At 54.3% G+C, this 13,751-nt stretch carries 10 protein-coding genes; 3 read left to right on the forward strand and 7 right to left on the reverse strand.

Annotation, left to right across the window (positions count from 1 at the left end; genetic code table 11):
- Window positions 1–150 precede the first annotated feature (150 nt).
- Window positions 151–1,698 carry a Re/Si-specific NAD(P)(+) transhydrogenase subunit alpha gene (locus HMPREF2975_RS04520; RefSeq protein ID WP_070726020.1) on the forward strand — a complete coding sequence of 516 codons (1,548 nt, stop codon included), beginning with the start codon at window positions 151–153 and terminating at the stop codon, window positions 1,696–1,698.
- A gap of 51 nt (window positions 1,699–1,749) precedes the next feature.
- Window positions 1,750–3,201: a Re/Si-specific NAD(P)(+) transhydrogenase subunit beta gene (gene pntB / locus HMPREF2975_RS04525; RefSeq protein WP_083314419.1), complete on the forward strand. Its 1,452-nt coding sequence runs from the start codon at window positions 1,750–1,752 to the stop codon at window positions 3,199–3,201.
- A gap of 155 nt (window positions 3,202–3,356) precedes the next feature.
- Here pntB and HMPREF2975_RS04530 read toward each other — a convergent pair whose 3' ends face one another.
- The 6 genes from HMPREF2975_RS04530 to HMPREF2975_RS04555 form a co-directional block, all read right to left on the reverse strand.
- Window positions 3,357–4,415, reverse strand: a complete 1,059-nt coding sequence (locus HMPREF2975_RS04530) for an ABC transporter ATP-binding protein (protein WP_083314400.1) — start codon at window positions 4,413–4,415, stop codon at window positions 3,357–3,359.
- Window positions 4,412–5,497, reverse strand: coding sequence for an ABC transporter permease (locus HMPREF2975_RS04535; protein ID WP_083314401.1), 1,086 nt, complete (start codon window positions 5,495–5,497; stop codon window positions 4,412–4,414). Before HMPREF2975_RS04535 ends, HMPREF2975_RS04530 begins: the two co-directional genes overlap by 4 nt.
- Before the next feature lie 3 nt (window positions 5,498–5,500).
- Window positions 5,501–6,481 (reverse strand): ABC transporter permease, encoded by a 981-nt coding sequence (locus tag HMPREF2975_RS04540; RefSeq protein WP_070726026.1) that lies wholly within the window; start codon window positions 6,479–6,481, stop codon window positions 5,501–5,503.
- Window positions 6,478–7,485: an ABC transporter ATP-binding protein gene (locus tag HMPREF2975_RS04545; RefSeq protein ID WP_070726028.1), complete on the reverse strand. Its 1,008-nt coding sequence runs from the start codon at window positions 7,483–7,485 to the stop codon at window positions 6,478–6,480. Before HMPREF2975_RS04545 ends, HMPREF2975_RS04540 begins: the two co-directional genes overlap by 4 nt.
- A gap of 177 nt (window positions 7,486–7,662) precedes the next feature.
- The gene (locus HMPREF2975_RS04550; RefSeq protein ID WP_070726030.1) at window positions 7,663–9,354 is read right to left on the reverse strand and encodes an ABC transporter substrate-binding protein; all 1,692 of its coding nucleotides are present in this window, start codon (window positions 9,352–9,354) and stop codon (window positions 7,663–7,665) included.
- 56 nt (window positions 9,355–9,410) lie between these two features.
- Window positions 9,411–11,861, reverse strand: a complete 2,451-nt coding sequence (locus HMPREF2975_RS04555) for a beta-glucosidase family protein (RefSeq protein WP_070726032.1) — start codon at window positions 11,859–11,861, stop codon at window positions 9,411–9,413.
- A gap of 131 nt (window positions 11,862–11,992) precedes the next feature.
- Here HMPREF2975_RS04555 and HMPREF2975_RS04560 point away from each other — a divergent pair, with 131 nt between their 5' ends.
- The gene (locus HMPREF2975_RS04560) at window positions 11,993–12,625 is read left to right on the forward strand and encodes a TetR/AcrR family transcriptional regulator (RefSeq protein WP_070726171.1); all 633 of its coding nucleotides are present in this window, start codon (window positions 11,993–11,995) and stop codon (window positions 12,623–12,625) included.
- A 17-nt stretch (window positions 12,626–12,642) separates the two neighbouring features.
- Here the strand turns inward: HMPREF2975_RS04560 and HMPREF2975_RS04565 are convergent, their stop codons facing one another.
- Window positions 12,643–13,707, reverse strand: coding sequence for an NAD-dependent epimerase/dehydratase family protein (locus HMPREF2975_RS04565; protein ID WP_070726034.1), 1,065 nt, complete (start codon window positions 13,705–13,707; stop codon window positions 12,643–12,645).
- Between the last annotated feature and the right edge of the window lie 44 nt (window positions 13,708–13,751).

Raw genomic sequence — 13,751 nt, forward strand, 5'->3', positions numbered from 1 at the left:
TCAAAGATGCGGCGCATGACGGTTTCCACCTATACGATAAAGACGTGAATGCGGCGCAACGCTCAACTTTGCGCTGTGCCTTCTTCACAACACCTTTCTGTGCGCGTGCCACGAGCATCGCACAGTCGCTGCTTGAACAAAGGAGTACGTGTGCTCGTCGGAGTACCAGCCAGCAATGCTGATCAGCCACTTGTCGCAGCCACCCCTGACACCGTCACCAAGCTAAAGAAACTGGGTTTCGACGTGTGCGTACAACGAGGCGCTGGGCAAACCGCTCAATTTCCTGATTCATTATTCGAAGATGCGGGAGCCACCCTCGTCGATGACCGCGGTGCGTGGGGAGCCGACATTGTCCTCACTCTCGACGCCCCCACAAGCGAGCAGATCGCGGCGATGCAGTCGGGCGCAACACTGATTTCCCGCCTGGCACCCGCGCGCCACCCCGAACTGCTCGACGAATTGGCGAGGGCGAACATCACCGCGCTGGCTATGGACACCGTGCCGAGAATTTCCCGTGCTCAGGCGATGGATGTCCTGTCCTCCCAAGCCAATGTTGCCGGATATCGAGCCGTCGTTGAGGCCGCTCATCAGTTTGGCCGCCTCTTCACCGGTCAGGTCACCGCGGCCGGGAAAATGCCGCCGGCACGTATCTATGTGATTGGTGCGGGAGTTGCCGGTCTGGCAGCGATCGGCACCGCCAACTCCATGGGCGCTGAAGTCTACGCAACCGACGTGCGTCCCGAGGTGGGCGAACAGGTTGAATCGATGGGAGCCACATTCGTTCCGATCCCGGTGGGCCGTCAGGAATCCAGTGACGGTTATGCCAAGGAGATGGACGCTGATCAGGCGCGCGCAGCTGAAATACTGTACGCCGAACAGGCTGCCTGCTCCGACATTGTCATCACGACAGCAAACATTCCGGGGCGTGCCGCTCCGCGCCTGCTCAGTGCCGACGCGATTGATGCGATGCGTCCGGGCAGCGTGATTGTGGATATGGCAGCTGCCAACGGCGGTAACTGTGAACTGACGTCACCCGGGGAAATTGTGCGAACCGAAGGTGGCGTCACCATTATCGGCCTGACCGACCTGGCGGGCAGACTCCCAGCACAATCCTCCCAGCTGTACGGGCAAAACATTGTGAATCTGCTGCGTCTGGCCACGCCCGACAAGGATGGTCAGCTCACGCTGGACATGGATGATGAGATCATTCGCTCCATCACTGTGACGCACGAGGGCGACGTGATGTGGCCACCGCCGCCGGTCAACGTGTCGGCGGCTCCTGCTCCGACTCCGCGCGAAGACCCGGCGGCAGTCGCTGCCAGAGCGGCTGATGAGTCACGAAAGGAAGCGTCCCATAAGCGTAACCGCGTGATCGGAATTGTCGTGGCGATAGCCTTGGCCGCCCTGTTGATTTTGACGTCACCGCTGATGGTCTCCAGCCATTACATCGTGCTGGCGCTTGCAGTGGTTGTCGGGTTCTACGTCATTACGAACGTGACGCACTCGTTGCATACGCCGCTCATGTCGGTGACGAACGCGATTTCCGGCATCATCCTGGTCGGCGCTCTGCTTCAGATCGGATCGTCGAACGTTTTGGTCACGATCATTTCCTTTGCCGCCATACTCGTCGCGTCGATCAACATTTTCGGCGGCTTCACAGTCACCCACCGCATGCTCGCGATGTTCAAGAAAGACTGAGGCAGATTTACCGTGTTCACCAACCTTGTCACACCGTTTTCCCAGGACCTCATGTCAGCTGATATTCCGGGTGCCGACCTCCTGTCCGGTGGCTTCGTCTCACACTTCGTTGTTTTCGCCTACATTGTTGCCGCCATATTCTTCATCCTGGCGCTGGCCGGACTGTCCCGTCATGAGACGGCTCAACGTGGCAACAATTCAGGCATCATCGGCATGGCGATTGCGCTGGTCGCCACCATAGTCCTGGCTCTCACGTCGCAGCCGGCACGCGGGGTGGTCGTCACCGCGATCCTGATTGCGCTGGCAATGAGTATCGGCGCAGTGATCGGCATCTGGAAGGCACGCAACGTTGAGATGACCGGCATGCCGGAACTGATCGCATTGCTGCACTCATTTGTCGGCCTGGCAGCAGTGCTGGTGGGGTTCAATTCCTACCTGGCACCCGACGCCAATGCGCTTCTGCTGGGAGGATTCCACCTCGGTGAAGTGTTCCTGGGCATCTTCATCGGTGCCGTCACCTTGACCGGCTCAATCATCGCGTACCTCAAATTGTCCGCGAAGATTTCGGGCGCACCGTTGATGCTTCCGGGGCGCAACTGGATCAACCTTGCTGCCATCGTCGTCTGCCTCATCCTGATGGTACTGTTCGTGCGTCAGGACGGTTTCACCGGAGTTGGCATTGCAGCGTTAATCATTATGACTCTCATCGCGCTGGCACTGGGTGTGCACCTGGTGGCCGCGATCGGCGGCGGAGACATGCCCGTTGTCGTGTCCATGCTGAACTCGTATTCCGGGTGGGCTGCGGCAGCGGCCGGCTTCATGCTCAACAATGATCTGCTCATTATCACTGGCGCGCTTGTCGGCTCCTCCGGCGCGTACCTGTCCTACATCATGTGCAAGGCGATGAACCGTTCGTTCATCTCCGTCATCCTGGGCGGTTTCGGATCGACAGGTGCGACTGCGTCAGCCTCGGACGAAACAGGCGAATATCGCGAGATTGACGCTGCGCGTGTCGCCGAGATGTTGACGGATGCGCAGCACGTCATGATCACTCCCGGGTACGGCATGGCAGTGGCTCAGGCACAGTATCCAGTCGCGGACCTGACGAAGCGACTGCGCGAGGCGGGTGTGGATGTCCGCTTCGGTATTCACCCTGTTGCAGGTCGCCTGCCCGGTCATATGAACGTGCTGCTGGCTGAAGCCAAGGTTCCCTACGACATCGTGATGGAAATGGATGAGGTCAACGATGATTTCGGTGATGTTGACGTCGTCCTCGTCATCGGCGCGAATGACACGGTGAATCCTGCCGCCGAGCAGCCCGGCTCCCCGATTGCGGGAATGCCGGTGCTAAAGGTGTGGGACGCACACGATGTCATCGTCTTCAAACGTTCAATGGCGACCGGCTATGCGGGTGTACAGAACCCGTTGTTCTTCAAGGACAACACGCACATGCTCTTCGGTGATGCCAAAGCCTCAGTCGAAGCAATCATTTCTGCGTTGTGATGCCCAAGCTGAACCTGATACGGGCAACGGCCACAGATATCACGTCACCGTGACACTCACACTGGTGAGCGGTACGTGGTGCTGTGGCCGTTCCTCGTTTGCCAGAAAAAGGATTCGTGCTAGCAGCTCATCGGATGTCGCTCGCGATCCTTCCACTATTTTTTCGTCAACTCGGCAGGAGCCTCCTGCTGACTGCATTTCCCATCATGAAGGTGGCACGCCACGCGCCTGTCTTCTTTCTGCCCACAGATCACGGGAAAGAGAAGTTCCGGATCGTTCTCACGGCACTGATCCATTGCGTAAGCGCATCGTGGGGCAAAAGGGCATCCAGTAATTGTTTGTGACAGGTCCGGCGGAGTTCCAGGAATTCCGCCCAATGTACGCCTCGGCCCGTGTAGAGGTGGAAACGATGCAAGCAGAGCTTTCGAGTAGGGGTGACGTGGACGTCGATAGATGTCCTGGGCCCCAGCCTCTTCAACTATTTCTCCGGCATACATGATGGCAATGCGATCAGCCATTTCGATGAGTAACGACACATCATGCGTGATGAAAATGACTGAGAAGTCGAGCTCTTCACGCAAATTAAGGATTTGGCCCAGAATCTGGCGCTGCATGACGACGTCAAGCGCTGTCGTCGGCTCATCCATGATCAGAACCTGCGGCTCCAGTGCCAAAGCCATTGCAATCATCGCGCGTTGCCTCATGCCGCCTGACAGTTGGTGCGGAAACGACATCACACGGTCAGCAGAGATGCCCACCAACTCAAACAGCTCGCGCGCTCGAACCAACGCCTGGTGTCGACTCACCCCAGGTCGATGCGCATGAATCGCATCGGCAATCTGTGCTCCAACACGGTGAACAGGATTGAGCGAGTTCATCGCACCCTGGAAAACGATGGCAGTGTCCTCCCAGCGTGTTTGGCGAAGCTCCGAATCAGACAGTCGCAACAGGTTCCGCTGGGTCCCGTCTCGATCCGTGAAGATCACTTCGCCACCGACGATAACCCCCGGCGGTGGCAACAAACGAGTCGCAGCGTACGCGAGCGTTGACTTTCCGCATCCGGATTCTCCCGCCAAGCCCAAGATTTCACCACGTCGTAGCTCCAGTGAAACGCCTTTCAGGACACTCACTGGGTTTTCTGTAAACCCATAATCAACGTATAGATCGCGAATATCGAGAACAACATCGGATGCTTCGCTCATATGATCCCTCATCTGTGACCTCCTTCTTCCGAAGGTAAGCGTTTGTGGCCGTCGGCCCGTGAGCGCTGTTGCCGCGCGGATTTATTCGTGGCAGGCACGGCAACAGGGGTGAATCCAATCCTTGGTCGAATACCGCGTTTCCTCAACGTGCGCGCATTCATACCTGTCGAACGCAAACGAGGATTCACGAATTCATCAATGCCGAAGTTCACTAATGCCAATGCCATTCCCAGCATGGCGATGCACAACCCGGCTGGAACGAACCACCACCATGCTCCTCTGAATAGCGCCTGGTTCGACTGTGCCCAGAACAGGATTGTTCCCCAGTTCCAATCCGAAATCGACGTCACTCCAATGAATGCCAGCGTCACTTCTGACAAAACGGCCGCATTCACGGTATTGACAAAAGATGAAGCAATAATCGCTGTCAGATTCGGCAAGACTTCAAATAACACGATTCGTGGCATGGATTCGCCGTTTGCGCGCGCCGCCTGTACGAAGTCCCTTTGCCGTAACGACAGCGTCTGAGCACGTAGCACACGCGCTCCCCACGCCCAACCAGTAATTGAAATCACGAATGCAATCGTGAATTCAGATGACGTTGGCAATTGCCCCGTCACAATGATGATCAGAGGTAACGCGGGAATCACAAGGAACACATTTGATAGAGCTGAAAGGATATCGTCTCCGACTCCTCCGACAAATCCTGCAGTCACGCCAACGAGTACTGCAAGAGCAGTGGCGATAATTCCAGCCGAAAACCCAACGATCATGACACCGCGCGTCCCGACAAGAATTTGCGACAGAATATCTTGACCGGTGTTTGTCGTGCCCAGCCAGTGCGCCGCCGATGGGCCTTGCATAATGTCTGGCCCCAGTTTGTTGGGATCATATGGAGCGATCCACGGACCAATGACAGCAAGTATGGAGAAGAAAAGCAGGATCCCTACACCAGTTGCCGCCTTAGCGTTACGCAGGAAGACAAAGCGTACTCGTTTAGGCGCACGGACACTCTCCACCTTGCCCTCGTTGGTGACCGGATCCGGAGCGAGGCCTTGCTCTTCGGTCACCTCTGTTGTCGGTTGAATCGTCATCTCTTAGGCCTCCTGCCTAATACGGGGATCTAAGAACGCATAAACAACGTCTGCCAAGATGTTCGCCACCAGAACTGAGAACGTGATCACCAGGAACACTCCCTGCATCAGTGGATAGTCCTTGGACTGAACAGCCTGGTAGAGCACATATCCCACGCCTGGATAGGAAAACACCATTTCCATGACCAATGTGCCCGAGACTACGAAACCAAGGGATAATGCGAACCCTGATATTTGAGGCAAAACTGCGTTACGTGCTGCATACGCCACCATGACACGACCTTCGCTTAAGCCCTTTGCGTGGGCAACAGTGACGTAGTCCTCAGATGAAACTGTCACCATCATGTTGCGCATCCCGAGTATCCATCCGGCAATAGATGAAAGAACAATTGTAAAAGCTGGCAGTATCGCGTGGTACAGCACTGATCCGATAAATGTCGATGTAAATGCCGGGATCAGTGCTGACTCATATCCACCGGACGCAGGAAAGATAGGCCATGCTACTGCGAGTAGTGCAATTGCAAGAAGCCCAATCCAAAAATAAGGCACCGAAGAAAAGAAAGTGGTCAGCGGAATCAGCGAATCGGCCCACGTTCCTCGCCTCCATCCCAGATACATTCCAATTGCTGAGCCAAGGACAAAGGAGATAACTGTGGCAATACCGACCAGTGCAATAGTCCAGGGCAGGGATTGTGCAACGATGCTGATAACTGGCGAGGGAAAGAACGTAAAGGACAAGCCCAAATCACCGCGAAAAACCTGTTGAAAATAGGTGACATATTGTTCCCACAGCGATGTTTCCTTATCAAGGCCAAATAGTACCGTCAATGACTGGATGGCGTCTGTGCTCAGATTGCCTTGGTAGCGTGTCATGAGAGATTGGACAGGATCACCAGGCATCAGTCGCGGCACAATGAAGTTGATCGTCAATGCCGCCCATGCAGTAAAAAGGTAAAACAGGATCTTTCGAATGATCTGTTTCATAATGCCTCCTCTGAAAGTAACCAGCATGCTGCGAGACCATCTCGGCGATGAACCGGCACATATGGTGGCAGTTCTGTGGAGCATTGCGCCTTGGCGAGAGGACATCGAGGATGGAATCGGCACCCTGGAGGCGGCGTAATCAGGTTGGGAGGCTCACCGGTTGTGTCCTCTTCCGTTGCTTCAGCCAGGCGATCTGGGTCAGGTGCGGAGGAAACGAGGAGCTGTGTGTAAGGATGTTGAGGATTTTGAGTGACGTCTTCAGAAGGACCCTCTTCAACGATTCGCCCCGCATACATCACAATGGTGCGGTCGGCGAAGTAGCGTGCCGATGCCACATCGTGAGTGATATACAAGATGGCAATTCCATCGTCGTCGCGCAGGGACTGCAACAGGTTCAATATTCCCAGTCTGATCGAAACATCAAGCATCGATATGGGTTCATCGGCCAGAAGAACTTTCGGATGAGCTGCTAGAGCGCGAGCGATAGAGACCCTCTGACGCTGTCCTCCCGAAAGCTCGTGTGGAAACTTGTCGATCCACCGTTCTGGAGGGCTGAGCTGAACTCGCGACAAGAGCTCAAGAACACGTTTGTCAACTTCAGATCTGGACAGATGCCGGTTGTGAATTCTCACTGCCCGCGACAATACGTAGCGGACTGTGTGGATTCCATTAAGAGAGGCGAAGGGATCCTGAAAAATCATCTGCACCTCAGAAACGTGTTTGCGATATGAGCGGCGCCCACGAATTCGGATTGAATGCCTGTCCAGAAGGATGTCACCGTCCGTCTTACCTATAAGCGCGCAGAGTAGTTTGGCAACCGTTGATTTGCCGGAACCGGATTCTCCGACGAGGGCGACTACCTCACCTGCATGAATTGATAGATTCACCTCATCAACTGCATGCACGGACTTGCCGCGATTGGCGATACCGCGAACAGGAAAGTGTTTAGTGAGATTGCGTGCTTCGATCACAGGGTCATGACGTGTGATGTCGGTTGCTGGCATATCAGACGATCTCCTTGACATGAAATACAGTGACGCTGGTAGGAGGCTGCAGGCGGGACCAATTGGTTGAGAGCATGATGAAGGGGCGGCCAGCGTCTGCCGCACTTCCGCATGAAGAAGTGCGGCAGACCGTTAGCTTCGCACGATCTCCAATGAGAACATGCATATCGAATTTGATTACTTGACAGGCTCAAGCGACATCAAGATCAATGCTGCGCCTGGCTGTGTTGGGTCCGGCGACATGTAGGGATTGTCTTCATCGGGCCATCCTGTGTAGTACTTGGTCGAGTACTCAGCAAGCGCCGGACGGGCGGTCGTCACAATAGCGGGCACTTCATCAACAAAAATCTGTTGAATCTTTTCCAACGCTGCCGTACGCGCATCATCTGAAGATGCAGTCGCATATTCTGCCAGCGCGTCCGTTGCCTCTTGCGAGTCGTAGCGGCCGAAGTTCCAAGCAGCAGTTTCGCCCAATGGCTTGAGCTGCAGTCCATCCATGACGTTGGAATAGATATTCCACGGCGTTGATCCTGAGTCTGTCCAGTGCAGAATTGCATCGAACTGCCCCGTTGCGATGTTGGTATTCCATGTATCAACGTTTGGGGCATCAACTGTTGCATCGATACCGATTTCTTTGACGTTTTCAGAAATGATCTGCAACGCAGTCAGGTAGTCAGCCCATCCTGCAGGGTCTGCAAGTGTGAACGTCACCGGATTCCCTGAGGGATCCATCAATTTGTCACCGCTATATGTATATCCCGCATCCATGAGGACTTTCTTAGCACCATCAATATCAGGCGTGTATTCCTTGCCTTTGTAGTTTGCAGTTTGGAATTCATCACCAGCGGGGCTCGGCAGGCCAGTCACTGACTTTGTTGCAGGGAAAACGCCCGAAGAGGCCTGTGTCGAAATCGCATCCCGATCAATGACCATTGCTACTGCTTTACGTAAATCTGGGTTGTCAAAGGGTGCTTTAGTCGTATTCAGGAACAGTGCATCGACGCTCAGATTCGTTGGAAACCACGCCTTGTTATGGTCAGGATCCGGGGCTACATACACATTTTCGTAGTCGGCAATAAATGTCCATCCCCATTGCGCGTCACCTTTTATCAGTGCTGTCGTCAGCGCAGAGTTATCATTATAGGACGTGTACCGAAGCTCAGGAACTTTCGGCATTCCGTTCCAATACTCTGGATTAGCTTTCAAAATGACGGCTTGATTTGACCAGGATTCAAAAACAAATGGGCCTGTTCCCACGGGATTTTGGTTGAGGTCGGTAACAGGATCTGCAATGTCTTTCCAAATATGCTCAGGAACAATAAAAGTTCCTAGGACTTTCTGTGCATTGACAAACACAGGTCGAGTGAATTTGATCGTGACGGTATTTCCATCGACCGCGATATCGCCAATGGGAAGGGCGTCACTGTTCAACGCTTCATTGTCTTTCCGAATCTGGAAAGAATAGGCGACGTCATCGGCAGTCAAGTCTTCACCATCGGTCCACTTCACACCTTGCCGAACGTTGATCTTGACTTCCGTGTAGTCCTCACTGAATTCCCATGATTCTGCCAAACGAGGCTTGAAGTCTTCTTGCGGTTTAACTGCGTTGAAATCGGCCAATGGTTCATAAATAACCTGTACGTAGCCCATGACACGACCTGACGACGTGGCAACAAACGGATTGGAATTATTGGTTTGAGTTCCATCCGGCTTTCCAATTGTGAGCGCTACGCCGCCCTGAGTAGCTGCGCTAGAGCCTGAGGCAGCCTGACCAGACTGGCCGCCTGCTGCTCCTCCACCACATCCAGCTACCAGCGCAGCGCCTGCAAGCGATGCCACCAGCGCCATCAGTGTTCTTTTCGATCTCATTGCGTGCCTCCTTGCACTTGATGGGTTCCTGTGATCGATATGAATGCTTGAATCAGTCAGTTATTCAAGATGACTTGTGCCCGAATGTCTGTAGCCGACCTACCAATTAGAATTCGATAGGTTCCGTGTACATTCACCCATTGATGATCGGAGTCATCCCATGTTCTAAATGTGTGACGTGGTATCTCTACTTTGATGGTGTTTTGACCTCCTGGTGCAATAGTTTCTTTGGTGTAGCCGATCAACCAGTAATTCGGCAGAGCAATGGTCGGATTTGTCGGAACTGCATACGCTTGGATCACTTCCCTGCTCTCACGTGTACCCGTGTTTTTTACGTCGACACTGAGCGTCCATCCATCGTCGCATCGTTCACACGTTGCGTTGGAATACTCCCATGTGGACCAGCCCAACCCATGACCAAATGAGCAGGCGGGTACGCGTCCGGACTCCATGCCAAAGGAACGGTAGCCGACATTCAGTCCTTCTGAGTAAAGTACGCGTGACTCATCGTTCGGGATGGCATTGGGAATGGGCACATCTTCTGCCCGGGAGGGAAGGGTCCAAGGTAGCCGTCCAGATGGCTCTTTCTCCCCTGCCATAATCGCAGCAAGTGCGTCGCCACATACTTCTCCAGGGAACCAGGTCCACAACACAGTGCGAGCTCTTTCAAGCCATGGCAGCAACACAGGAGCACCGGCATTGACAACAATGATCGCATCAGGGGCTACATCCAGGACTGCATTGACTAGGTCATTCTGTCGTCCAGGCAGATCCAGATTTGTTCGATCCCATCCTTCAGATTCGACATCGTCATTCGTTCCCACCATGACGATGACAGTGTCAGCTTTTCTGGCCGTTTGAACCGATTCCTGAATCCTCTGGTTATCTGTCGGCCCGGGGAGTTCATGCCGGAGATAGGCCAAGGCAAAGTTTCCCCACAATGAGTGCACTACGGAGAATTGGGCATCAAAAGTAACTGAGGAGCCTCCCTCCACCTCGAACAAGTTCGTCAACGGATGGTTGATCGATGAATCAAGAACAACATCGTCGCCCACTTCGCGCTCAAACTGCTCGACAAGATTGCCGTTCAACGTGAGCTGGTGTGTACCCACATGTCCCAGGCCAATACGATGCGTTCCATGTTCGGGAAGATTGATGTTTCCCGTTAGGCGAATTGTCTCTGCTCCGTCGACAAGGTCGCGGACTTTTCCCCTCCACGCTTGCGTTTCACTTGATAGCTCGTGCCCATCTTTGTCATATTGTCGAACCAACACTCCTGGACACCCAGCCGGGTCACTTAGCCTTTCAGCAGATAGAGCCGGCGCGTGGATCCTGGAATTCACTCCCTGTGCGAGTGTGATCTTCGCATCAGGAAATGCGCGATGCATTCCTTCTTCAGGGGACACAACATGTGCTGGATTCACGTGCGCAGAACCCCCACCCTGGACGTACGCATCCACTGCATTTGGGCCTATCAGTGCCAGTGAGGAGGGCGGCGTACTGAGTGGGACCGAATTATGGTTTTTCAGAACTACTGTCCCAGCGGTGGCAAGGTCAAGCAGGACAGTGTGATCTGAGGCTTCCAGTTTTGCAGGTACATGTTCGCCCAACTTACCCACTTGATCTGCCAATCTCAGCAGACGACGCACTTTGTCGTCGATCAGTGACTCGTCAACTTTCCCTTTCTCCACTGCCTGAACAAGTTGGTCGCCCCATGGGCCGTCAGGGCCGGGCATCACAATGTCAAGACCTGCATTTGCAGATTCTTCTGTCGTTAAAGTAGCGGTCCAGTCTGAAATAATCGGTCCTTGAAAGCCAAGCTCTTTCTTGAGTACATCAGTGAGCAAGTGATGGTGATCAGTAGCGCGATTAGATTCCACTCCATCATCAATGGCGTTGTATGCAGCCATGATTGATGCCGGTTGTACCTCTTCGAGGGCGCGCTCAAAAGGAGCCAAATATACTGCCCGCAATACAGCTGGATCCACGGTCGAAATGTAGCGGATTCTCTCAGTTTCCGAATCATTGGCAACGTAGTGTTTCACGCATACGCCCACACCACAGCTTTGTATTCCGCGGATTATCGCATTTGCTGATCGGGATACAAGAAATGGATCCTCCGAAAAGTTTTCGTAATGCCGACCAGATACGGGAGTACGTTGAATATTCACGAGCGGAGCAAGAATAACGTCCACGCCGTGTCGTCGCGCCTCGTACGCCATGAGGCGCCCGGCTTGTTCCAAAAGATCCGCATCCCAGGTTGCGCTCATACATGTGGGAGAGGGAAATAAGAGTGAGGTTTCTTCGTCGGATCCGCCAGTCCCTCTCACGCCAACCGGACCATCCGACATGACAACAGATCGTAAGCCGATTGTCGGTTCCGCTGGCAGACTCCACGTGGTTTCACCAGTGAGCAGGCCAACTTTGGAGCGAAGATCAAGAGCACCGATCTTCGCGTCAATATCCTGTTCCGACGTGTATCGCCGAAGTCCAACGTAAGTCGACATTGTGATCTCCAGTGATCGAGTAGTTCACGCAAGTCATGCGCATTCCGTCTTTGTGTGAGCTAGATTAACACAACTTACTGACAAGTCAGTAAGTTACGGACGAAGTGTTACCAATGCGATACGATGTCTTCATGTCAGTCTCTGAATCGCCATCACGACGTCCTCGTGGCAACCGCGCCACCACACGACGAGAGATCTTGAAAGTCGCAATGAGTGTTTTTGGAGAGCATGGGTACCGCAATGGCTCACTCCAGGAAATAGGCAACCGAGTCGGGATGACGCACTCAGGGATACTTCACCATTTCGGTTCAAAGACAAATCTGCTTCTTGAAGTCGTCCGATTTCGCGACAAATCCGATCTGGAAGAAATCGATAGGGAAGAAGTTCCCAAAGGTGAAGAGCTCTTTAAGCATCTCATGAGAACCGTACAGATTAATTCAAAGCGGCCTGGCGTTGTGCAAACCTATGCAGTCCTGTCTGCCGAATCTGTAACCGATGGCCATCCGGCAAAGGATTACTTCATTGAGCGTTTCTACAATCTGCGCGAAGAAATCGCCGAAGCCATCCAACAATGGTACCCCGACAAGGTTTTTTCTGATGACAGACTAAGTGCAGCGGCATCAGCGCTGATTGGAGCGATGGACGGAATTCAGACGCAGTGGCTTCTCGATCCTGAACACGTAGACCTTGTTGAGTCCACCCGGCTTGCAGTCAACGCGATTGTTGCCCAGGTTGTCGATGAGCCCCGAGAACGTTTCGCCTAATTCCTCAATTACCTGCACTACATCGCCTCAAGATCGCGGCGCATCTCCACCATGGCACCGGGATCATCCACCACGTCGATTCCCACGTCGACAAGCAAGTCGCGAATGGTCACTGCCAGCGACCGAGGCTGATAGTCCCATTCGTTGCGCGCTTTCGCGCCTGAAACGTGTGGCAGATCCTCAAGGGCACCCAGTGACGCCGATGTGAAAATATCCGAATTGACCCACGATCCGATCTTTTCGCCCACGGGAGCCAGCCAGTCCACCCACCGCAACGGAAATACCGGCACCGCACGCCCCGAATGTCCTGCGAGCGCGGAAGCGATTCGCACCAGTGTCGACATGGATGCTCGAACGCCAGGCAACAAGTACTGCTGCGAGGTTTGGCCCTTCTCAAAGGCGTCGATCAGCCCTCCGGCAACATCGCGTACATCCACCCAGTCGAAGCCGCCAGCCACGACCGCAGGTACCCGGCCTCGTGCAGCATCCAAAATGATTTCGTTGACGCGCGACTGTGTCGGGTCGGTCGGCCCAATAATTCCGGTCGGCATACACACCACCGCGTCCAGTCCACGCGCGATCTGTCGACGCACCGCTCGATTTCCTGCCGCCTTTGAGCGGTCATACAGCGGGCGGTCAGGCCCGGCAGGCGGCGACTTTTCAGTGATGACCCCTTTAGTCGCATTGTCGAGGGCATGCACGGACGAGCAGTGAACCATTCGGATGTGGTGTTTCAGCGCCGACCTGGCCACGACTCCGGGTCCAGCCGAATTCAACCTCCACGCCTGCGGGTCACGTTTCTTCAAGGTGATGGCGGCCGCCAGGTGAATGACACCATCAACGCCGCGCATCGCCTCATCCACCTGGGCGGGTTCCAGCACTGATCCGGTGACATACTCTCGCTGCGCACTGCACACACCATCATGAACGAGGGCGCCCTGCGTACCACTGGCAGGTGCCACCTGATCGAAACAACGCACGGCATAACCTCGTGCTTCCAAAGTGGGCACGAGGTTGCTTCCCACATATCCGCTGGAACCTGTGACTAAAATGCGTGGGTATTCAGTGGCATTCGTGTGCATCGCTATCCCCTTTTCTCACCTTAGTGCGCGTTGACACCGAGGGG

The sequence above is a fragment of the Actinomyces sp. HMSC065F12 genome, from assembly GCF_001814535.1.
GTDB classification, from domain to species: domain Bacteria; phylum Actinomycetota; class Actinomycetes; order Actinomycetales; family Actinomycetaceae; genus Pauljensenia; species Pauljensenia radingae_A.